This window comes from Acinetobacter sp. WCHA39 (genome assembly GCF_002165385.1).
Taxonomy (GTDB): domain Bacteria; phylum Pseudomonadota; class Gammaproteobacteria; order Pseudomonadales; family Moraxellaceae; genus Acinetobacter.
The window spans coordinates 44,255-64,668 of record NZ_NHRP01000017.1; the positions used below are offsets into that span (position 1 = coordinate 44,255).

Genomic DNA, 20,414 nt, shown 5'->3' on the forward strand with positions numbered 1-20,414 from the left:
TATCTTAAATCTAACTTAAAAATTATATTTATACCGTTTTTTATACCACACAAACACTTTGGCTAATATGTCGAACCATAACAGTATTTTCAATTTTTTCAGGCTGATAATCCAATCCGAATGTTTCTGCAATAGCAGCGTGGACCAGATTGACACCACTATAAAATGTGTGCCCTATTCCACCCGAAGGGCGAGGATTAACTTCCAAAATAAATAATTGTCCATGATCATTATAACGGGCCTGCATATTCACCAAACCATCACAACCAAACAATTCAGCAACCTGTCTGGCCAGTTCAATGGCCTCACCTTCGAGTTTCAGTTGCTGGTAACCACCGCGCTGTTTACAACGGACAACCGCACATCGGACTTGCCCATGCACACAAAACATATCCACTGAACATTCCTGACCCGATAAAAATGGCATCACCAAATAGGCAGGCGGATTCGGCGATTGTCGATAACTTTCAATAAATGTTTGTGGATGTGCCCTAAAATTCTGACTATTGGCAAACATATCAAATGATGTCGCCTTTGTATCCAGATGCCAAAAACCTGATGCAAATACACCTGTCACAGGCTTTACACATACTTCACCTTTCTTCGACCAACTTTCATAGGCGGCTTGCAACTCTTCAGCATGATATACAGTGGTGGCAGGGACAACCGCAATCTGATGGTGTAAACAGGTTTGGGTAAATACTGATTTATCATGTAATTGGGCAATCTGCTCCATGTGATCGCAGCCAGCCATAATCCGAATACCCAAAGCCTCGAAACGGTGTTTCTGTTCCAGATAAATTCGTCCAAAACGCCCTGCAATAATTAGCTTTACCTTTAGGCGCTGTGCCTGTTGTAGCACCCACTCCACGCGCTCAGCAACGGCAGGCTCCTGTAACGCAATATCTGCAACAGATGTGATTTCAGGCCGCCACTCGGGATGGGAGGCCACCACATGAATAGGTAGATTAAAAGGTGTATGTTTTGCTGCCAAAATTAAATCTCGCTGACAGGAATGGGCTTGGGTAAACCAGATTCCAATAGAGTTTTCAGCGATATTCATTTCTGTATTTGTTCCCGTCACTTCTAAAGCTGCATTCATTCACATTCCACCATTTGTACCACCACTAAACGTCCGCCATCCTGACGTGACAATAAAATCTGCTTCCCATCGGTCAATTCAATTTTTCCACCTATCGGAATAATCTCTTTGCTTGCCACGTCCATCAGTTCAGGTAAATTCTCATTGACCAGCCACCATTGCTGTTGATGGAAAATAAAATAACCCACCCGTTTGGTTTGCTCTACACTTAAACGTTCATTTGGCGCAATCAAGTTATTGGCATGCCATTGATAGATTGACTGGCCTGTCCAGACCATCAAACGGTGATTATCAGGTCTAAAGCTCCCCTCCCTGCGTGCCGAATATAGGTTTAACACAGGCAATTTGCCGTGAAATGCCGTGCCACAAAATGGGCAGACAGGCTTGGTGCTGTTGTCAAATACATACCATTTTTGACCACAATCTGGATTTAGGCAGGGCTGCATTAAATCAACCGTTTTCACCAATGCCGTTTCCCAGTCATTGGCAGAGGGCCGTTGCTGCGGTTGATGCAGACCTGTAACAAAACTCTGTAGAAAGAGTTCCTTTAAATATGGCCCTGTCACTGTAAATGGAATTTTTTCGGGGTCTGCCCACGGTAATGCACTCGGACGAACCTGCGCCACTTTAACCCGATTACTTGCATCCGATGGGTGTTCAATAAATAATGCATTTTCACCCATTGCCAGATTTTCATCTTTTTGTGGGTCATTGACATCATGTACTTTGCCACCACGTAATGGATGGCGATAGAGCAAATACATATAAATCAGCACAGCCAGAGCATGACGATCCGTCATGATATTGGGCAAATGCCGTTGAGGATCATCTTTTTTAAGATGGTTGGTCATCACCACTTCAGGCGCAATAAAATCTGGTGTTCCCACCACATCAGGCGGATATTTGCCTGGAACAACCAAACCATCCACATCAATGACGCAAGCACGCCCCATGACAGGATCAATCAAGATATTTTTATAGGACAAATCGGAGTGGGCCAAACCAGCCGCATGCATACGGCGCACTGCACGCGCAATTAAAATACAAATCTTGAGATAGTTCAGCCATGTGCCTTTTTCCCGTTCATCCAGAAAGCGGTTCTGGTTATTGGCACTCGCAAACCATTTTCCCTCTTTTTCTTTCCCTTTAATCCCCAAAAAATCATTATTTTTAGAACCAAACTCAAAGAAAAATGGCTTTTGATAAGTAGGTGCTGTAATCCCCAGCAAGCCATTGTATTCCACCAAACCATCAGGCCAGCAAAATACATTTTTCCAGTAATCACCACCCGCACCGTTAAAAATACCTTGCCATTTATTGCCCACAATTTCTTTTAACCGATCTTTCTGCCGTTCCAGTTCAGCATGAGACTGATAAAAATGGTTTTTTTCCTTGCTAAAAAAACACACCACATAAGATTTATCAGGAGAAAAATATACATCTTTCATGGCACCCGAACCGATCACTTCATCAATAAATGCAATTGGACGGCCATCGAGCGTTTGACATTGAATGACTTTACTCATGTTCTTCTCCGTTTATTTCGACAGGCTCAGTCACCATAGATGAGTCATGGATTGAGCTTGTCGAAACCGTCCATAAAATTGCCAGAGTTCGATCATCATGGTGTCCTGCACTAAAGAATGCCGACCATTCCAATAAGGCCTGTTCAGGTTGTTCCTGTTGTAAGTGTGGTTCAATTTCTTGCCAAAGTGCCTGCCATTTTTGTTGATTTTCCAGCCCTGCATCTGTTTCAAAACGCGGATCAGAAATCCCATCGGTCATGAGAATTACTGCCTGAGCGTCATCAAAATAGCCAATATGGACTCGCTGTTTAAAATCTCGTACCAAACAACCATAATCTAAAAAGCGGGTTTGTCCTGCAAATTCTCCTCCATCAGGTTTACCCATTAACCGCACGCGGTCTTTACCATAAACTGCAATCGCTCCATCACCGACCCAAAAACTACTTATAAAGGTTTTATTGTCTTGTTGCCGTACCACTGCAAACAATAATGTTGTCGCAAACAATTTAGAGGCAACGCCTTGTCGAGTGGCTTCATGTTCAATTTGTTCAATGGCTTCTGTTACGGCTGAATAAAACGCATCACTAAATTGATTGCCTAACTGATGCGCTGCATTTTTGGTTTCAGGATCATCATTGGCTCCGATTTGCCACTGTGCCAGCAATCGGTCAGATTCACCTGATTGTTTTTGCATGAAAGCTTTTAAATACTCGCCAACAGTATTCACAGCAACCCTCGACCCCTCACGGGAAAATTCGGCACTTCCTGCACCATCTGCCACAACCAATACCGACCAATTACTATCCGCGACCTGTGCAATAAAAAAGTCATCATCACGGAACGTTCCTGCATGTTCATGTGAACGTCCTCGCTGACTACACGCAGCAATATTAAAATCTGCCGCCTTAATCAATTGACAATGATTATTTGCTTTCCAATACATCGCATTTGGATCAGGCTCATTCACCTGCCATAAACTACGCGGGTCAGCCGTGACAATAAACGTGACTTCCCCTGACAACCATCCTGCCTGCTCATTTGCCATTTTATATTGAAAAATGAGTTTAAATTCACCTGCCTGTGTGGGTATGCCTGAAAGTTGCTGTGTCACCGCATCAAAACAAATACCCAGATTTTCAGGAATCCTGACACTTTCATGATGAATCTGTACATCCTGTTTCACGGGATGTTGCATTTGAATGCTGGCTTGATAGTTCTGTCCCACTCTAGCGTTGGGAATCTGAAAGTGAGGCATTTTTTTCACCGTTTTTACCCCAGTTTGCAGGGATGTTGAGGCATTGTCTGGAATAGGGCTGGATTGTTTTTCAATGATTGGAGTCGTTACGGCCAACGGTAAATGCGTAGGCTCAACCGAATTAGATTCAGACAAATCTGTCATTTCGGATAATATGGATTGATTGTCATTATTTGGTGGTGTCAAAGGTTGTTTCTGTTCTGATTCAAGGTGCACAGATTCTGCTTGAACAGTATCAGGCTGTGGATAAAAGCCCAGAGGTTCTACAGCATTCTTTGACAACCCATGCTTTTCACATGGGCTATTTTGCATAGGCGCATAAATCGGCAAACGTCCCTGTTGCAATATTTGTTGTAACAAACATCCCTGAAAATCTGGCAACTGCTCCAGTTGAAAACCCACCGCATCATAAAACTGTTCTGCCAGATCATAATAGGCATTGTAAAGACGCTTATTTTGTAGACATTGCTGCCACCATTCCTGATTTTGCATTTCAGTTAATGACTGGCTTTTATGATTTAAAAGTTGTGCCAATGTATCAGCAAAAGCCTGTTGTAATTCTGGTGTTAATGGCTGAAGCATAAACAAAATTTCCTTTTTAGCCTTAAGACAAATGTCCTAGCCTCGACCACGTTGCACATCAAACCCATCCGAACCGCCATAGCCAAAACTAACTTGGCGGCGGCACCACGGGCAACTGACTTCTTCACTAAAACCGTCATAACACATCAATTGACCACAGCCACACATGGCAAATGCCGTTTCTGCCAAACAATGTGGGCACTCAGGCGCGCCTTCAAGCAAAGTGGTATTAATCTGCTGTTGGTGCTGACTTTGATCTGACCAGGTAAAATAATCCTCATCAATTTTGCAGCACTCTTTCAGTTGGTAGTGATACAAATTAAGGTTAATATCTAAGTCTTTAGGGGCCTGATACTGAATTTCACGTTCAAATTTCATCAAATAAGGGCGATTCAGCTTCCCACAACGACCAACAAAAGTTGCGCACAGCTCATCCAGCAAAGTTTGCGGCTGAACATCTTTAATCAGCCGCATATAGCGTTCATCCAAAAGCGGTAGATGTTGCTGCTGTTCACCATCCCCCACACTTTTACTTTGTGCAACGACTGAGGCACTGATCCATTGGAAGAACTTTTGGAAATCCTTTTCATTCAACTCATCAAAGGCTATGCAGTGTTCTGTCAGTTGCTTTAGGGTGTGATAATCGACATTTTTCCCCATTCCCAGTGCAATCAGTGTACAACGGCGAGCATACTTTTTTTGCCAGCGATAAATAGCATCCTTGCATTCATCGGTTGGTCGCCCATCTGTAAATAAATATACGACTGGCTTCCAGTCACCTTTGGTTTCCGTTGTCGTCTTGATCAAATGACGATCAAACTCATTCATTAAATGTTCCAACGCCTTGCCTAAATGTGTACCACCACCTAAAGGTAATTTCACTGGATAATAAGCAAACACTTCCACCAAAGGCACAAGGGTTCGGACAATTCCTGCAAAGGCAATCACTGAGACATATACCGTTTCCAGCGCATAAGGGTCTTTGCGTAATTGCTGCATGATAAGCTGGATACCCTGCTGCATCTGCTCAATATTTTTCCCCACCATGGATTCAGAACAATCCAACACAAAAAAAACAGGTAAACGGCGCATCTAACTGAATATCCTTAATCTTAATAATGTTATTTATAAAACCAGTTGCACTTCAGGCGGTGGTGGTGGCAATGAAATCGAGTTTGAAATGCCTGCACTGCTGCTGCCTGCCACTACACTTGCCGATACCCATTTGAAGAATCCTGAAAATGACGCAGCATCCATGGTATCCAATACCACAACCTTATCTGTCAGTTGCAATAAATGTTCAGTTTTGGCTTTGGGCCCTGCCGCACAGGCAACAATACTGGCAAAGTTTAATTGCTGAATCACAGGAACGGCTTGCTGATATGCATACACATCTGAGGGTGAGCCATCTGTCATGACAAATAATAAAGGTCTCCAGTCCCCTTTAATCTCATCGCTACTTTTTTGAATTTGCTGGCTCACTTGTTCTACCAACAACTCCAGAGCAGCGCCCATAAAGGTTGCCCCTGCACTTGGCACATCAATATTGCTCAATTGAACCTGATCGAGTGGGGTCAGTGACAAATAGACCTTTGCCTCTAAATCAAAGGTAATAATACTTAAATGCACACTTTCCAGTGCATAAGGGTCTTGCCGTAATGCACTAAGCATCGACTGTAATCCAACATTCACAGAATGAATTGGCTCTCCTCGCATTGACCCCGAAGTATCCAATAAAATATAAACAGGCAAACGGCGCATTGTGTAAAAACCCTTATACAAATCATCAATTAAGCGTATTGTTTCAACCATTCCACAAATGAGTCAGAACTTGATGGCTGCCCGACTGCATTAAACTTCCAGCCTGTAGGCTCCCGAACCAGCTCGGCAAAGAGCAACGAACGTTGCTGGTCATATTGTCCCGTACCTGACAAATCGAAACGCACCATCTCTTTGCCTGTGGTATCCACCGCCCGAATAAAGGCATTTTTAACCTGACCAAAATGTTGCTGATTGCTGGCCCCATTATAGATTTGCACCACAAACACCACTTTATGGTATTGCTGCCCCAGATCATTCAGTTTAACCACAATCTGCTCATCATCCCCATCACCTGCACCAGTGCGGTTGTCACCTGTCAACCAAATATGTCCTGATGAATGATGCTGATTGTTAAAAAAAACTACATCCCCATTCTGCAAAGTCACATTGCCTTGAGTATCACGCCCTAAATTATTAACCTTACCATTTTGCCCCACTAAAAAAGCAACGACATCAAGATCATAATCGGCATCTTTTCCGCCAAACAAGCCTCCCAGAAAGCCTTTTTTCTGCTCCTGAATATCCCACCCCAAGCCAATCGTCACCTGTGACAGATTATTTTCCGTTTTTTTTAGACTAATGCCCTGACCTTTTCCTAAACTTACAGCCATTTTTATCTCCTTTTGATTTTAATGTTTGTTTTATAATACGATATTGACTTCGGGTGGTGGCGGTGGCAAATCACCCAAGCCTTTCACTTCTTTTTGGGCTGCATCTACTTTCTGACTACCTGTGGAAATACTTGCAGACACCCATTTGAAGAATGCCTTGATTGTGTTGGAATCTGCGGTTGCCAACTCAACAACCACTTCCGTGATTTGTTTTAAAATGGATGTATCTGCCCCATGCCCTGCGGCACATGCCACAATCACGCCTGTTTTGACTTGTTGTAAACGTTGCAAACCTTTGCGCCAGTCATCAGTGGGTACGCCATCAGTCATTATAAAAATAAGCGGCTTCCAATCCCCTTTAATTTCAGCCGTTGTTTTCACCACCTCCTGTTCAATCTTCTCAGCCAACAAGGCTAAGGCCTCGCCTAAAGCAGTAGTTCCTGTTACCTGCAAATCAGGTGCTTGAAATGCAGCCAATTCAGTTAAAGGAACCAGTTGTTTAGCGTGGCTATCAAAAGCTATTAAAGAAAGATAAGCTGTTTCCAGCGCATAGGGGTCTTGACGCAAGGTTGAAAGTAAAATTTGCATCCCATTTTTGACCGCTTCAATCGGCTCTCCATGCATCGACCCTGAGGTGTCCAATAATAAATAAACAGGTAAACGGCGCATTATTATTTTTCCTTATTTTCAGTGTATTATTCACTTTCTTTTTTAACATAATTTTTTTGGTTGTACTATGCACCAGCACTTAATTACTTAAAATAAATAGACAATTCTGTATTTTTAATAAGTATTCGCAACAAGCCGTTAGATAGAAACTACAAGCCAAATATCAAATTTAGGGGGACTCAAGCATCAGGACTTGAGTTGAATATTCTGTAACTCACCATCAAAGGTTTCAATTAAACTTTTAATGGTGAGTTCCTGCTGTAACAACTCAACAGCCCGATGAAACGCCTTTTCCTTACGCATGACCTGCATGGTAAAAGGTGTTATCGAATCAATATCTTGATATTGCACATTAAACTGCGTATTCGGCCACTGTGATTTAAGTGCCTCTTCCAATGCCTGCCTTAATTGTGACAACATGACCTCATATTTCTGCGGAATATGAAACACAGATGAACCATTAATATACCCCTGCATAATGCCATGCTGTGCCAACTCCTGAACGGCTGGCGAAAGTTCACTATTTCTAAACCAGTATTCCCACTTCTCCAAATTCCACTCACCTTCCAAAACCCGCTCACGCAATTTTAAAATATCTTGAGGCATCAAATCTGTTTGCCCAAAATCTTGCTGTTGTATTGGCGATCCAACAGGCTGATCTGCGACCACAATCGGTTCCGAAACAACCGCTTCAAGCACTGGCTCTGCGATGAGATCAAGTTCCTGTTCAGCTTGAGGCTGCTTCAGATGTACTTGAAGATTTTGCTCAACAGGAAAAACCAGCACATCATCCGCCTCAACGATATTCGACTGAATCGTTTGTTGTTGCGCTGATATATCCAATCCTATTAACTGGCCGTCCTCGACCTCAAACACCATGAGATGAGGATTTTGATTGCGCAGTTCAGGTTCAGGTTCAGGTTCAGGTTCAGGTTCAGGTTCAGGTTCAGGTTCAGGTTCAGGTTCAGGTTCAGGTTCAACGCTAACCGCTTCTTGCTGAAATGCAAACTGATTTTCTGTACTTGAATCCTGTACAGGCTGATGCGCTTCAGGCGCTGTAATTTGCGTAACAGGTGTTGCAGTTACGATAACTTCATTCAAATTCAACGGTCTAAACGCCAGTAAACGCAACACCGTCATTTCAAAGCCTTGCTCTTGCGTCACCGCAAGTTGCAACTCAGCTCGACCTTTACAGGCAATTTGATAATACAACTGCAAATCTTGGGCAGAAATGAGTTTCGACAATTGTAGAATCTTCTGGTTAATTTCTTCACTATATTTCAGTGCAAGATCAGGTAAATATTGCAACAACGCCAATTCATGCAAGGTAGAAACCAATTGGTCTAAAACCAAGGACACATCTAAAGCTTGCTGTCTAAATTGTAGAAGGAGCTGACTTACCCGTGCTTGCTGATTGTGATGAATAGCAAGAATCAGGTCATAAATAATGGTTCGGTCAATCAAACCGAGCATATCTTTAACATCTTGATGATGGACTGCACCTTGACCATAAGCAATTGCTTGGTCTGTTAAAGACAAGGCATCACGTAATGAACCTTGTGCAGATTCTGCAATTTGCCAAATCGCATCTTGATCGGCTTCGATATGCTCTTTATTTAAAATTGCTGTCAAATGTTCCGTAATTTCATCAACAGCCAAAGGACGTAACGTAAATTGCAAACAGCGCGAGATGACGGTGATCGGCAATTTCTGTGGATCTGTCGTTGCAAAGAGGAACTTCACATGCTCTGGTGGTTCTTCCAGAGTTTTGAGCAAGGCATTAAATGAATGCGTTGAAAGCATATGCACTTCATCGATCAGATAGACCTTGAAGCGACCCTGCGTCGGCGCATAAGGCACATTGTCGAGTAACTCGCGGGTATCTTCAACCTTGGTCCGTGATGCCGCATCGATTTCAATTAAATCAATAAAACGACCTTCATTGACCGCCTTACAAGTTGCACAAACTTCACACGGCGTTGAAGTGACCCCTGTCTCGCAGTTCAAACACTTGGCTAAAATACGGGCAATCGTGGTTTTCCCGACACCGCGCGTTCCTGTAAACAAATAAGCATGATGCAAACGCCCACGTTCTAATGCGCTGGTTAAAGCACGAGAAACATGGTTTTGCCCAACTAACTCATTGAAATTACGAGGACGGTATTTTCTTGCCAGTACTTGATACATGTATGCTCCTTTCTGCATCTTAAGCATACTGTTTTTTTGAAAGGCTGTGAACGAGTCCACTTCTAATTGATCAAGATTAAATACTTTCTGAAGCTTTTAAACCGAATTTCTTATAGATTTACTTACAATCATCACAAGACTTGCACCGATATTCAACTCAATAGAGAATACACCATAATTTTTAAGTTGCTGGTCTCTTTGACATGTCTGAATCCTTAGCGGTACTCGGCGGTATTACCGCAGAACAATTCTTGAATGAATATTGGCAAAAAAAACCATTGTTAGTTCGCAATGCAATGCCTGAAATTATGGGTTTATTAGAACCCGAAGATGTCAAGGAACTAGCGCTAGAAGAAGATGTCAGTGCTCGCTTGATTCGTCAAAAAAATAAAAATCCAAATGAATGGCATGTAAAATCATCACCACTCACTAAAGGCGATTTCCAAAAGTTACCGAATCTTTGGACTATCCTGGTTCAAGCGGTGGACCATTATTCTTTTGATATTGCTGAGCTCTGGAAAAAATTTCCATTTATTCCTCAATGGCGCCGCGATGACATCATGGTCTCTTATGCACCTAAAGGTGGCTCTGTTGGTAAGCACTTCGATTTCTATGATGTATTCCTTGTACAAGGGCATGGTCATCGCCGTTGGCAACTCGGTCAAATGTGTGATGAATCAACAGAGTTTGTTGCAGATCAACCATTAAAACTCCTTTCTCAAATGAGTGTAAATTTTGATGAGGTACTTGCACCTGGCGATCTATTATATGTACCACCTGGTCTTGCTCATTATGGCGTTGCCGAGGATGATTGTTTAACTTTCTCATTTGGCTTCCGTATGCCAAATTTAGCTGAAATGACAGATCGACTCAGTGAACAATTCGCAAAAAACTCAGTCTTAACAAATCCTCTCGTGGATATTACTCGCATAAAAACAAATGCTATTGGAGAGATAAATAATTCCGAATTTTCTTATCTCAAGACTCAATTACTTGATTATCTCACTCAAGCACCAGAATTTGATGCTGCGATCATGGCATACATGAGTGAGTCTAAATATCCCAATAGTATTCCTGAGCCAGAAGAAATTGTGGTAGATGATTTACTTGAAGTTATCAATGGCGGCTATCAACTTATTCTAGAACCTGCATCAAGATTGCTCTATAGACAACAAGATCAATTATTAGACTTTTGGGCAAATGGGGAAAATATCTGTATTTCTCAATCTTTCCAAGCACAACTGAAACAAATTGCAGATGGTGAAAGCTTAACATTTGATGAAGAATTTAATCATACGGATATTTTAGAAGATATCGTATTGTTACTGAATCAAGCAGTTATTATGTTGCTACCACCTCATTAAGCCTGATACATCCTCTAATTAAAGTAGAAGTAGTTGCGACTATTTCTACTTTTATGATTTGACATAAATAATTAAAACTTTTTTATAATAGACTTATTTCATAAATCATCTTTTACTCAGCTCCAAGTTATAGATTCCAGCAATTAAATTGAATCTCAAACCGAGTCTTTTGCCTCTATTTCGATAACGTTCGGCAAGGGATCTTGAAGGTTTTCAGGCTGCCAAATACATGCTCAATACCCATTCTTCTTTTATTGATTTACTGATTATAGGTTGTCATCAAAAAGTAAACATGTATTCTTTTCCGAATTGTTTTGATACTTTCTCCACTCATTGCTCTATTTTATCAGCTGTCATGACTTGAAAATCTCGCCAATCATATTTCATTTGCTTCCATACCATCTCGATTCGATTTAACTCAGGCCTATAAGCTGGAATAAAATACAGATTCGTCGAAAAATTAGTTTTAAGTAGTTCTCTGTAATCAGCCATCTTTTTACTTCTATGAATTGCCAAGGTATAGCCAAAAGGCTCTACGAAATCTGATAAATATGCACAATCAATACGATAAGCTTAAGATCTAAAGTATCTTGATGGTTATAATTTAGATCTCTCTATGTTCTGATTAAAACAGTTGTTAAATTTATCTCCTCAACCTAATTTCTCTCTTTTTCTAGTGATTTTCTCCTTAGCAGTTGGTAGTTTCTGTATTGGAACGACTGAATTTGTTGCTATGGGGTTGATTCAAGAAATCGCTACTGATTTAAATGTCAGTGTTCCACATGCAGGCTATTTCATTAGCGCCTATGCGCTTGGTGTTATGGTTGGCGCACCGATTATTGCAATTTTAGGAGCTAAAGTACCGCGTAAAACGCTATTACTCAGCTTGATGTTATTTTATGGTTTAGCCAATGCCGCCAATGCCTTCGCAACAACATCTGAAGCTATGCTGATATCGCGTTTTATTGCAGGCTTTCCTCATGGTGCTTATTTTGGTGTAGCCGCATTAGTTGCAGCCGAATTGGCAGGAAAACAACGTAGAGCAACTGCGATTGCACAAGTCATGATGGGACTCACCCTTGCAAATGTGATTGGGGTTCCTATTGCAACTTGGCTTGGTCAGCAATTTGGTTGGAAATCTGGTTTTGAGTTTTCTGCCGTGATTGCCTTTATTACTTTAATCGGTGTCAGCCTTTTCGTTCCCAATATTCCACTACAAAAGTCAGCCAGTATTAGAGCGGAATTGGCAGGTCTAAAAAACATCAATATGTGGCTAACACTTGCTGTGGGTGCAGTTGGTTTTGGCGGCATGTTCTCTGTTTATAGTTATGTATCTCCAATTTTAACTGAATATACACACGCCGATATTCGTATCGTCCCGATTGCGCTAGCCATTTGGGGTGTTGGTATGGTGATTGGAGGTCTCGTTTCAGGCTGGCTAGCAGATAAAAGCCTATTCAGAACGATGATTGGAATTTTGGTGAGTTCTGCACTCGCCTTTGTACTTGCAAGTTTTATGATGTCTAATCTCTATACTGCGATTACAGCCTTATTTCTGATTGGTTTCACTGTGATTGGATTAGGTGGCGCATTACAAACACATTTAATGGACATCGCAGGCGATGCACAAACATTAGCGGCATCATTAAATCATTCCGCATTTAATTTAGCCAATGCCTTAGGCGCATTTCTTGGAGGATGGGTACTTAGCCATAATATGGGTTGGTTAGCACCGATCTGGGTGGGTTTTGTTTTAAGCCTGGGTGGTTTGGCAATTCTGCTCATTGCACTGGCGTATGCAAAATACTCACAGAAAAATGAATCTGTCGTTTCTTAATGACAGATTCATGCATTGATTAAGATCAATTCATCAGCTTTGCAATTTGTCGGTCATGCCATTTGGACAGCAATAGCAAGGCAGTTATTACTCCAATTAAGGCAAAGAACATATCAGATTGAGTGTCCCACTCATATCCTTGTGTACCAAGAAACTCTTGCGCACCTTGTCCAAGCGCTAATGCAGCTGCCCATTCAATCAATTCATAAGTCGCACTAATGGCTAGTACAATACAGATCACAATAAAACTGAGCATTTTCCCTTTGGCTAAAATCTGATGTCGAATCAAAATTTCCCGTGCAGCAATGGCAGGCACAAAACCTTGCATAAAATGTCCAATCTTGTCATAAGGATTTCGATCTAAACTGAACCATTGAGCGATCTCAAAACCTAAAGGTACACGTGCATAGGTATATGCCCCACCGACAATTAAAACAATGGCGTGCAAGAAAATTAAGCTATACAAAAGATTGGTGAGCGGAAATGTTTTATAGGTGTAAATCAATAATGGAACAATAATTAAGACAGGCAAAACCTCCATCCCCCATGTACCACGGTCAAATGGATGAATACCTGAAATGATTAAAATCAATATAAGAATAAATGCCGCACAACACAACATCAGTTTTTGACTCATATAATCTCCTCTAATTTTATTATTTTGTCTTAACATGACTCGATTCTTAAAATTGATCCTCAACTCTATTTTTCATTAAACTTGACAATAAACTTGAGGTTTATTCGGATAATTTTTCACCACAATGCGGGCAGTAATGATATTTCTTTTTTTCCTGTTGTTGATCTTCAAGCAGCTTCTCCCTAACCAACTGGATGATAATTTCATGGGTCTGCTCTTTTGGTAAACCCACTTTTTTCCGAATTCGTTCAATTTCAACTTGGTCATGCAACAAGTCCAGCTCATCGGCTTGCAAGGCTTCACGAAACTCCTGTTCCAGTCTTTGATTGCGCTGGTTTAATTCATTTGCAAGACCTGAAGCCAAAATACCTGCGGGCAAAGCTGCAATACCAACACCTAAAATAGTAATAAACGCACCTAGTATTCGACCTAAATTGGTTACAGGTGTTACATCACCATAACCCACTGTTGTCAATGTAACAACCGCCCACCACATTGCTTTTGGAATTGAGCTAAATGCTTCAGGCTGGGCTTTATTTTCCACCACATAAATTGCGGATGCCGTCATCACAATCATAATGACCAAAATGAAAATAACCGCCTGAAATGAACCTTTTTCTCGCTGGATAACACGTAGAAGAATCTGCAATGACACAAAATAACGAGTTAGTTTGAGTAATCGGAATAGTCGTAAGACCCTTAGAAAACGCAAATCGATATACACAAAGAAGTTCAAGTACGCAGGTAAAATCGCCATTAGGTCAATAATCGCCCCGCCACTTTTCATCCAGCGAAACCGTTGTTTCCATGCTGATTCCTGTGGATTTTTCTCAACGATGCTCCATAGCCTTAATAAATACTCTCCACTAAAAATCAGGATTGAGATATTTTCAAACAAATCAAAATAAGGTTGGTACAGCTTATAGATTTCATTAATCGACTCCAGTAGCACCGCTGCAACGTTGGCAATGATCAGGGAAATCAGTACATAGTTTACACAAGTACTCACCTTACTTTTATAGTCATCATCATGCAGATTGTTATAAACAAACCGTCTTAGCTGTTGCCATGAAAATTGAGCCATACCATATTTATCATTATATAAATCAGGCTAAAATGTATCATGTTGCCTGAGCGCTTGATAAGTCATTTCTATTTTTGGTTTAGTCTAGACCACTCTTAATTTATGGTAGAAAGTGTTGGGTTATTTGTATTAAAGTCACTCAATATTCTTTAATGAAGATAAACCTTACAATAATGTACGGTTTATTTAAAATTATTTGCCACATGATGACCCACTACTCTTTACATAGCTTGAACAATAGCACATACCGCTATGTTCTTTTAATTGACATAACTGTTTCATTTCTGCTTCTCTATCTAACAGTTTTTGTTTTTCTCTTTGCTGTTGCTGTAGAAGTTCTTGCTGTTGATTGGCAATATATTGCTGTCGTTTTTTCTCCATTTCAAGGGCAAGTTTTTTCTCAGTTTCTTGATAGTCTTTTACCGTTTGCTGATAATTAGCTTGTAATTGATTAACTTGTTGTAAAAAGTTAGCCTTATTATTGGAACGATCTTTATCCCAAGCTCGACAAATTTTCGTCATATTTGCTTCATACATTCTATTCTCACGCTCTACTTCAGGAGATGCCGTCCTAGAACCAGAATAAGAAGAAAGAATACAGCCCGAAGTAATAACATAACATGCACATTTATTTGCCATTTCCTTATCTTGGCGATTATAGTCATTGGAATATTGCTGAATATTTTTGGCAGCCTGTTGGGTCTTTTTGGCTTTTTCATTTAATTCAATTTCAGTTAGGGCAGCATCTATACCACCACCACTAGATAAATTTTTTGCAAGTGATTTTTCTTTATTGAGCTTTTCAAAACCTGCTTCCAGTGAGCTTTGCCTGACAGTATTTTTACTCTCATTTAATAAATTTTTTGCAAGCGGATTTTCTTTATTTAATTTTTCAAAACCTGCCTCCAATGTACTTTGACTATTGGCACTATTTAATATTAAAAAGCAACTGGTGATAAGCAAAAATAAATAAACCGATTTCTTAAACATTGCAGCTTACCTCGATAATGCCTCAATCATTTCACCATAAAATTTCCCTGTTTTTCCATATTTCTGGATATACTTCTTAGCAACATTTTTTACTTCATCTGTATCCTTATTGGCATCCAATACTTTGATATATTGTGGATAAAATGCTTCGGGTAATTTGACATTTAAAGTTTGTAAATAGTTCATATATATTAAAGCATCTATATTTTCATTATTTTTAATTGAATTAATAATCTTACTCATCACAATATCAACTTTAGTTTCTGCATCAAAATCCTTATATAGATAATCTGGGTCACACTCAGTCTTTGAACATTCCTTAATCAAATTACCTTTTATAAAAAAACCTTCTTTATAAAAACCATTAGCCCCTGTATAAACTCCTATTCCATCTAGTTCACCATTCTTCATACTTCCTTTATATATAGATATTTTCCCATCATACAACCAAGACAACTCCCCCTTTCCGTCTGCAAAACCATTTAAGCAAGCGCCTGTCCATTTCATTGTTTCATTGGGTTGAGGGGCTTTATTCCAAACTTTACAACCATTTATAGTATCCAAAAACCACTCGCCAGCATAATTCTGCCCAGCGACCATAAGCAAAAGTATAAATAAATAACCTTTCATACCTATCCCCTTTTATAAAAATTTTTTTTAATCAGAACATCATCTTCAAACAATAATAAACTATAAAATGACCAAACTCATTTATAAATCACTACTTGATCATTTGATCTAGAGAAGCTATCACATAAAGGACACAAAAAATAAGGGCTGATTAATCAGCCCTTATTTTTAGCAAAAACAATCGATTAGGTCAATTGAGCCGCTTGGATTTTCTTGGTATCAACTTGATCAGCTTCTTTTGTATATTCGCTCATCTTATCGAAGTTCAAGTATTTGTAGATGTCAGCAGCAGCGCTGTCAATTTGTGACGCGTACTGTTGATATTCTTCTGGGCTTGGTAATTTACCAAGAACAGCAGCGACAGATGCAAGCTCAGCAGAAGCTAAGTAAACGTTTGCACCTTGACCTAAACGGTTCGGGAAGTTACGAGTAGAAGTTGATACACATGTTGTGTTCGGTGCTACACGTGCTTGGTTACCCATACACAATGAACAGCCCGGCATCTCAGTACGCGCACCAGCACGGCCATAGATGTTATACAAGCCTTCTTCCATCAACTGGTGCTCATCCATACGTGTTGGTGGAGCCAACCATAAGCGAGTAGACAATGAACCACCAGGTACTTTGTCAAGTAACTGACCAGCTGCACGGAAGTGACCGATGTTGGTCATACAAGAACCGATGAATACTTCATCAATCTTGTCGCCTTGAACGTCAGAAAGAAGTTTTGCGTCATCTGGATCGTTCGGGCAGCAAAGAATTGGTTCTTTGATGTCAGCTAGATCGATTTCGTAAACTTTTAAGTATTCAGCATCAGCATCAGCTTTTAACAAGCTTGGGTTGTCTAACCACTTCTGCATGTTTTCAGCACGGCGCGCCATAGTACGAGCATCGCCATAACCTTCTGCGATCATCCACTTCAACATGGTGATGTTAGAACGTAGGTATTCAGCAACTTTCTCTTCAGAAAGTGTGATTGAACAGCCCGCAGCAGAACGCTCAGCAGATGCATCAGAAAGTTCAAATGCTTGCTCAACAGTCAAGTCATTTTCCATTTCTGTTAAGTCGATCTCAAGGATACGACCAGAGAAGATGTTTTTCTTACCTTTCTTCTCTACAGTTAAGTCACCAGCTTTGATCGCGTAGTAAGGAATCGCATGTACAAGGTCACGTAAAGTGATACCAGGCTGCATTTTACCTTTGAACTTAACAAGTACAGATTCAGGCATATCAAGTGGCATAACGCCAGTTGCAGCTGCGAACGCAACCAGACCAGAACCCGCTGGGAATGAAATACCGATTGGGAAACGAGTATGTGAGTCACCACCAGTACCTACTGTATCTGGAAGTAACATACGGTTTAACCAAGAGTGGATAATACCGTCACCAGGACGTAAAGATACACCACCACGGTTCATGATAAAGTCAGGTAATGTATGGTGAGTTGTTACGTCAACTGGTTTTGGATAAGCAGCAGTGTGACAGAAAGACTGCATCACTAAGTCAGCTGAGAAGCCCAAGCACGCTAAGTCTTTTAACTCGTCACGAGTCATTGGACCTGTTGTATCTTGAGAACCAACAGTTGTCATCTTAGGTTCACAGTAAGTACCTGGACGGATACCTTGACCTTCAGGAAGACCACATGCACGACCAACCATCTTCTGAGCTTGTGTAAAGCCTTTACCAGTGTCAGCAGGTTGTACTGGAGTACGGAATAAAGTAGAAGGTGCAAGACCTAATTCTTCACGTGCTTTCGCAGTTAAACCACGACCAATGATCAAGTTAATACGACCACCAGCACGTACTTCGTCTAAAAGTACAGGCGTTTTAAGCTCAGCTTCTGCAATTTGTGCACCGTCTTTGAATGCAGTAACTTTTGCAGCAGTATGATCAATTTTCAATACAACTTCGTCGCCCATGTTCATGTTGGCAACGTCGATTTCTACAGGTAATGCACCTGCATCTTCCATTGTATTGAAGAAAATTGGAGCGATCTTAGAACCTAAGCACACACCACCATCTTTTTTGTTTGGAATGTGCGGAAGTTCGTTACCGAAGAACCAAAGTACAGAGTTCGTTGCAGATTTACGAGAAGAACCTGTACCAACAACGTCACCCACGTAAGCAACTTGGTTGCCTTTCGCGATTAATTCTTTGATTTGGTTTAATGGACCAACTTCACCTGGTTTTTCAGGGTTGATACCGTCACGCTCGTTTTTCAACATTGCATTTGCGTGTAATGGGATATCTGGACGGCTCCAAGCGTCTTGAGCTGGAGACAAGTCATCGGTATTTGTCTCACCTGTTACTTTAAACACAGTGATTTTGATTTCTTCTGGAACGTCAGCACGGCTTGTGAACCATTCTGCTTCAGCCCAAGATTGTAAAACAGCTTTAGCCGCAGCATTGCCTGCTTTTGCTTTGTCTGCTACGTCATGGAATGCATCAAATACAAGAAGAGTTTTCTTCAATGCTTCTGCAGCTAATTCAGCAAGCTCAGCATTGTCAAGAAGTTCAACTAAAGGAGCAACGTTATAACCACCAAGCATCGTACCTAGTAAGTAAACTGCACGCTCTTTAGTTACAAGTGGAGAAGTTGCTTCGCCTTTTGCTAGAGCAGCCAAGAAAGCAGCTTTAACATATGCAGCTTGGTCAACACCTGCTGGAACACGGTTTTCAAGCAAATCTACTAAAAATGCTTCTTCGCCTGCTGGTGGATTTTTTAATAAAGTTACAAGTTCAGCAGTTTGAGCATCATCAAGCGGCTTCGGTGGGACTCCGAGTGCGGCACGTTCTTCAACGTGTTGGCGGTAAGCTTCTAGCACAGTGTTATTCCTCTTTTTTAAAAAATTACTTGTAAGTTCCAGCTTGCTACAAGCTTTACAAGTAATATGGACAGCAAAATTTTACTAGACTTCGCGTTAAAAGTTAATGCAACTACCGTATTTCTACGTGATGCCCATTATTTTATAGCGAAATGTTCATCTCTTTTGAATACCGCTTTGGTCTTAGATCAAAGCTTAATAAAACAACAAATTAGATGCATAAAAAAAGACAACTGATGTGTCTTTCAAATGAACCTATTAAAATGATTTATACTTTGGTAGCTGATCATGTGGTGTAGCCAAGCATTGTTCAGTAAATTTCTGTTTCAACTGTTCACGTTCTGCATCAGGATTCGCCTTCAGTTGGTCGATTGGCATTGCATATACCGTTTCAATAATTTCAAAGATAAATTTACGTGTTGTTTCATCTTCAATTTTATCTGCATGTTCTTTTGCTTGCTTTTGTTCAATGCCATTTTGACGGTCCAAAGTAATTGAACGCGCTGCATTGCCCACACTGACACAATAACCATGCCACTGTTCTGCTGGAGTTAATTGCTTTTTATCTGCACAACCAACTAGCACCAAACCTATTGCAATCAAAAAAACTTTTTTCATCATCGTACTGCGATTAATTTGATGCACACATCATACTGAAAGTTGTTCATTTTGCAAAAAAGAAGCGTTTAAATCCGTATGAGCTGCAATAAAATAATACAAATCATTTACTGCAACGCATGCTATTACCCATTTTCTGACATTTACCGCCTGTAGAAGAAAGATAGGTTGTGCCAGCAACTAAATTATAAGGTTTACCTTTCGTATCCCAACATCTTACACCATTGCAATTCTTCACAGGGATCAGTGCTTCGCTAGCAGCTGTAATGGTTGCATTTGAGGTTGCAGTAGTTGTACCTGTTGATTTCACTGTTTGGGTTGTTACCGTTGGAACATTTTTTTGTTCTTTGTTATTGGGCACGGAAACATTTATTTCACTGAGAGTTGTCACTGTTGCATTTACATTTTTTTTAGTTGGATCAAGTTGAGGATCTTGCTTCTGAGTTGGAGGTGGTGTTGCTGAATATGTTGTTACACCACGTGCGTCAACCCACTTATAGTATTCTTTAGCATTTGCTTGGAATGTAAAGCTGAGTAATATTAAGCCTATAGTTGCCAAAAGTTGACTTAAAGTGACAGGTTTCATCCACTCTCTCCAAAAAATGTCATTAATCTATATATTTATCAATAGCTTATTTTTATTTTAGCATATTTTTAAAAATACCTAGCATAAAAA

The 20,414-nt window shown here is 40.5% G+C and carries 17 protein-coding genes and 2 pseudogenes; 2 read left to right on the plus strand and 17 right to left on the minus strand.

Annotated features, from left to right (window positions below; translation table 11 throughout):
- Window positions 1-40: 40 nt before the first annotated feature.
- From CDG56_RS10215 to dnaX, 8 genes are all read right to left on the minus strand, one after another.
- Entirely contained in the window at window positions 41-1,102 is a 1,062-nt protein-coding gene (locus tag CDG56_RS10215) for an ATP-grasp domain-containing protein (RefSeq protein WP_004682418.1), read from the minus strand.
- On the minus strand, window positions 1,099-2,628 hold the full coding sequence (locus CDG56_RS10220; RefSeq protein WP_087547794.1) for a helix-hairpin-helix domain-containing protein: 1,530 nt from the start codon (window positions 2,626-2,628) through the stop codon (window positions 1,099-1,101). The genes CDG56_RS10215 and CDG56_RS10220 overlap by 4 nt, the downstream gene beginning before the upstream one ends.
- Window positions 2,621-4,465: a PP2C family serine/threonine-protein phosphatase gene (locus tag CDG56_RS10225; protein WP_087547795.1), complete on the minus strand. Its 1,845-nt coding sequence runs from the start codon at window positions 4,463-4,465 to the stop codon at window positions 2,621-2,623. Before CDG56_RS10225 ends, CDG56_RS10220 begins: the two co-directional genes overlap by 8 nt.
- 36 nt (window positions 4,466-4,501) lie before the next feature.
- Window positions 4,502-5,557: a TerY-C metal binding domain-containing protein gene (locus CDG56_RS10230; protein ID WP_087547796.1), complete on the minus strand. Its 1,056-nt coding sequence runs from the start codon at window positions 5,555-5,557 to the stop codon at window positions 4,502-4,504.
- A gap of 33 nt (window positions 5,558-5,590) precedes the next feature.
- Window positions 5,591-6,226 carry a vWA domain-containing protein gene (locus CDG56_RS10235; protein ID WP_087547816.1) on the minus strand — a complete coding sequence of 212 codons (636 nt, stop codon included), beginning with the start codon at window positions 6,224-6,226 and terminating at the stop codon, window positions 5,591-5,593.
- A 29-nt stretch (window positions 6,227-6,255) separates the two neighbouring features.
- Window positions 6,256-6,897, minus strand: a complete 642-nt coding sequence (locus CDG56_RS10240; RefSeq protein WP_087547797.1) for a TerD family protein — start codon at window positions 6,895-6,897, stop codon at window positions 6,256-6,258.
- A gap of 30 nt (window positions 6,898-6,927) precedes the next feature.
- Window positions 6,928-7,566, minus strand: a complete 639-nt coding sequence (locus tag CDG56_RS10245; RefSeq protein WP_087545815.1) for a vWA domain-containing protein — start codon at window positions 7,564-7,566, stop codon at window positions 6,928-6,930.
- Between the two features lie 186 nt (window positions 7,567-7,752).
- The gene (dnaX, locus tag CDG56_RS10250) at window positions 7,753-9,753 is read right to left on the minus strand and encodes a DNA polymerase III subunit gamma/tau (RefSeq protein WP_087547798.1); all 2,001 of its coding nucleotides are present in this window, start codon (window positions 9,751-9,753) and stop codon (window positions 7,753-7,755) included.
- A gap of 203 nt (window positions 9,754-9,956) precedes the next feature.
- On the opposite strand from dnaX, the gene CDG56_RS10255 reads away from it, so the two are divergent.
- Window positions 9,957-11,117 (plus strand): cupin domain-containing protein, encoded by a 1,161-nt coding sequence (locus CDG56_RS10255; protein ID WP_087547799.1) that lies wholly within the window; start codon window positions 9,957-9,959, stop codon window positions 11,115-11,117.
- Between the two features lie 105 nt (window positions 11,118-11,222).
- Here the strand turns inward: CDG56_RS10255 and CDG56_RS17315 are convergent.
- Both CDG56_RS17315 and CDG56_RS10260 read right to left on the minus strand, forming a co-directional pair.
- Window positions 11,223-11,352, minus strand: a pseudogene (locus CDG56_RS17315) (IS5/IS1182 family transposase); the annotation flags it as partial.
- A 95-nt stretch (window positions 11,353-11,447) separates the two neighbouring features.
- Window positions 11,448-11,630, minus strand: a pseudogene (locus tag CDG56_RS10260) (transposase); the annotation flags it as partial.
- 121 nt (window positions 11,631-11,751) lie between these two features.
- On the opposite strand from CDG56_RS10260, the gene CDG56_RS10265 reads away from it, so the two are divergent.
- A complete protein-coding gene (locus CDG56_RS10265) occupies window positions 11,752-12,954 on the plus strand; it encodes an MFS transporter (protein WP_087547800.1) in 1,203 nt (400 codons plus the stop codon).
- A 25-nt stretch (window positions 12,955-12,979) separates the two neighbouring features.
- On the opposite strand, the gene CDG56_RS10270 is transcribed toward CDG56_RS10265, so the two are convergent.
- The 7 genes from CDG56_RS10270 to CDG56_RS10300 all read right to left on the minus strand — a co-directional run bounded on the left by CDG56_RS10270 (window position 12,980) and on the right by CDG56_RS10300 (window position 20,324).
- Window positions 12,980-13,591: a DUF2238 domain-containing protein gene (locus CDG56_RS10270; RefSeq protein WP_087547801.1), complete on the minus strand. Its 612-nt coding sequence runs from the start codon at window positions 13,589-13,591 to the stop codon at window positions 12,980-12,982.
- 100 nt (window positions 13,592-13,691) lie between these two features.
- A complete protein-coding gene (locus tag CDG56_RS10275; RefSeq protein WP_087547802.1) occupies window positions 13,692-14,675 on the minus strand; it encodes an ion transporter in 984 nt (327 codons plus the stop codon).
- Between the two features lie 192 nt (window positions 14,676-14,867).
- The gene (locus CDG56_RS10280; RefSeq protein ID WP_087547803.1) at window positions 14,868-15,665 is read right to left on the minus strand and encodes a hypothetical protein; all 798 of its coding nucleotides are present in this window, start codon (window positions 15,663-15,665) and stop codon (window positions 14,868-14,870) included.
- Between the two features lie 6 nt (window positions 15,666-15,671).
- Window positions 15,672-16,295: a hypothetical protein gene (locus CDG56_RS10285; RefSeq protein ID WP_087547804.1), complete on the minus strand. Its 624-nt coding sequence runs from the start codon at window positions 16,293-16,295 to the stop codon at window positions 15,672-15,674.
- 185 nt (window positions 16,296-16,480) lie between these two features.
- Window positions 16,481-19,120 (minus strand): bifunctional aconitate hydratase 2/2-methylisocitrate dehydratase, encoded by a 2,640-nt coding sequence (locus CDG56_RS10290; RefSeq protein WP_087536172.1) that lies wholly within the window; start codon window positions 19,118-19,120, stop codon window positions 16,481-16,483.
- Window positions 19,121-19,378: 258 nt separating this feature from the next.
- Complete coding sequence (locus CDG56_RS10295; RefSeq protein WP_005160491.1) at window positions 19,379-19,738, minus strand: hypothetical protein; 360 nt, start codon at window positions 19,736-19,738, stop codon at window positions 19,379-19,381.
- A 103-nt stretch (window positions 19,739-19,841) separates the two neighbouring features.
- Window positions 19,842-20,324 (minus strand): DUF4124 domain-containing protein, encoded by a 483-nt coding sequence (locus CDG56_RS10300; protein ID WP_087547805.1) that lies wholly within the window; start codon window positions 20,322-20,324, stop codon window positions 19,842-19,844.
- Window positions 20,325-20,414 lie beyond the last annotated feature (90 nt).

Excerpts from the sequence above, each read along its gene's own strand:
- CDG56_RS10235 (WP_087547816.1), bottom strand. The coding sequence starts at position 6,226 with ATGCGCCGTTTGCCTGTTTATATTTTATTGGATACTTCGGGGTCAATG.
- CDG56_RS10245 (WP_087545815.1), bottom strand. The coding sequence starts at position 7,566 with ATGCGCCGTTTACCTGTTTATTTATTATTGGACACCTCAGGGTCGATG.
- CDG56_RS10220 (WP_087547794.1), bottom strand. The coding sequence starts at position 2,628 with ATGAGTAAAGTCATTCAATGTCAAACGCTCGATGGCCGTCCAATTGCA.
- CDG56_RS10270 (WP_087547801.1), bottom strand. The coding sequence starts at position 13,591 with ATGAGTCAAAAACTGATGTTGTGTTGTGCGGCATTTATTCTTATATTG.
- dnaX (WP_087547798.1), bottom strand. The coding sequence starts at position 9,753 with ATGTATCAAGTACTGGCAAGAAAATACCGTCCTCGTAATTTCAATGAG.
- CDG56_RS10300 (WP_087547805.1), bottom strand. The coding sequence starts at position 20,324 with ATGAAACCTGTCACTTTAAGTCAACTTTTGGCAACTATAGGCTTAATA.
- CDG56_RS10230 (WP_087547796.1), bottom strand. The coding sequence starts at position 5,557 with ATGCGCCGTTTACCTGTTTTTTTTGTGTTGGATTGTTCTGAATCCATG.
- CDG56_RS10215 (WP_004682418.1), bottom strand. The coding sequence starts at position 1,102 with ATGAATGCAGCTTTAGAAGTGACGGGAACAAATACAGAAATGAATATC.
- CDG56_RS10240 (WP_087547797.1), bottom strand. The coding sequence starts at position 6,897 with ATGGCTGTAAGTTTAGGAAAAGGTCAGGGCATTAGTCTAAAAAAAACG.
- CDG56_RS10225 (WP_087547795.1), bottom strand. The coding sequence starts at position 4,465 with ATGCTTCAGCCATTAACACCAGAATTACAACAGGCTTTTGCTGATACA.
- CDG56_RS10295 (WP_005160491.1), bottom strand. The coding sequence starts at position 19,738 with ATGAAAAAAGTTTTTTTGATTGCAATAGGTTTGGTGCTAGTTGGTTGT.
- CDG56_RS10285 (WP_087547804.1), bottom strand. The coding sequence starts at position 16,295 with ATGAAAGGTTATTTATTTATACTTTTGCTTATGGTCGCTGGGCAGAAT.
- CDG56_RS10275 (WP_087547802.1), bottom strand. The coding sequence starts at position 14,675 with ATGGCTCAATTTTCATGGCAACAGCTAAGACGGTTTGTTTATAACAAT.
- CDG56_RS10280 (WP_087547803.1), bottom strand. The coding sequence starts at position 15,665 with ATGTTTAAGAAATCGGTTTATTTATTTTTGCTTATCACCAGTTGCTTT.
- CDG56_RS10255 (WP_087547799.1), top strand. The coding sequence starts at position 9,957 with ATGTCTGAATCCTTAGCGGTACTCGGCGGTATTACCGCAGAACAATTC.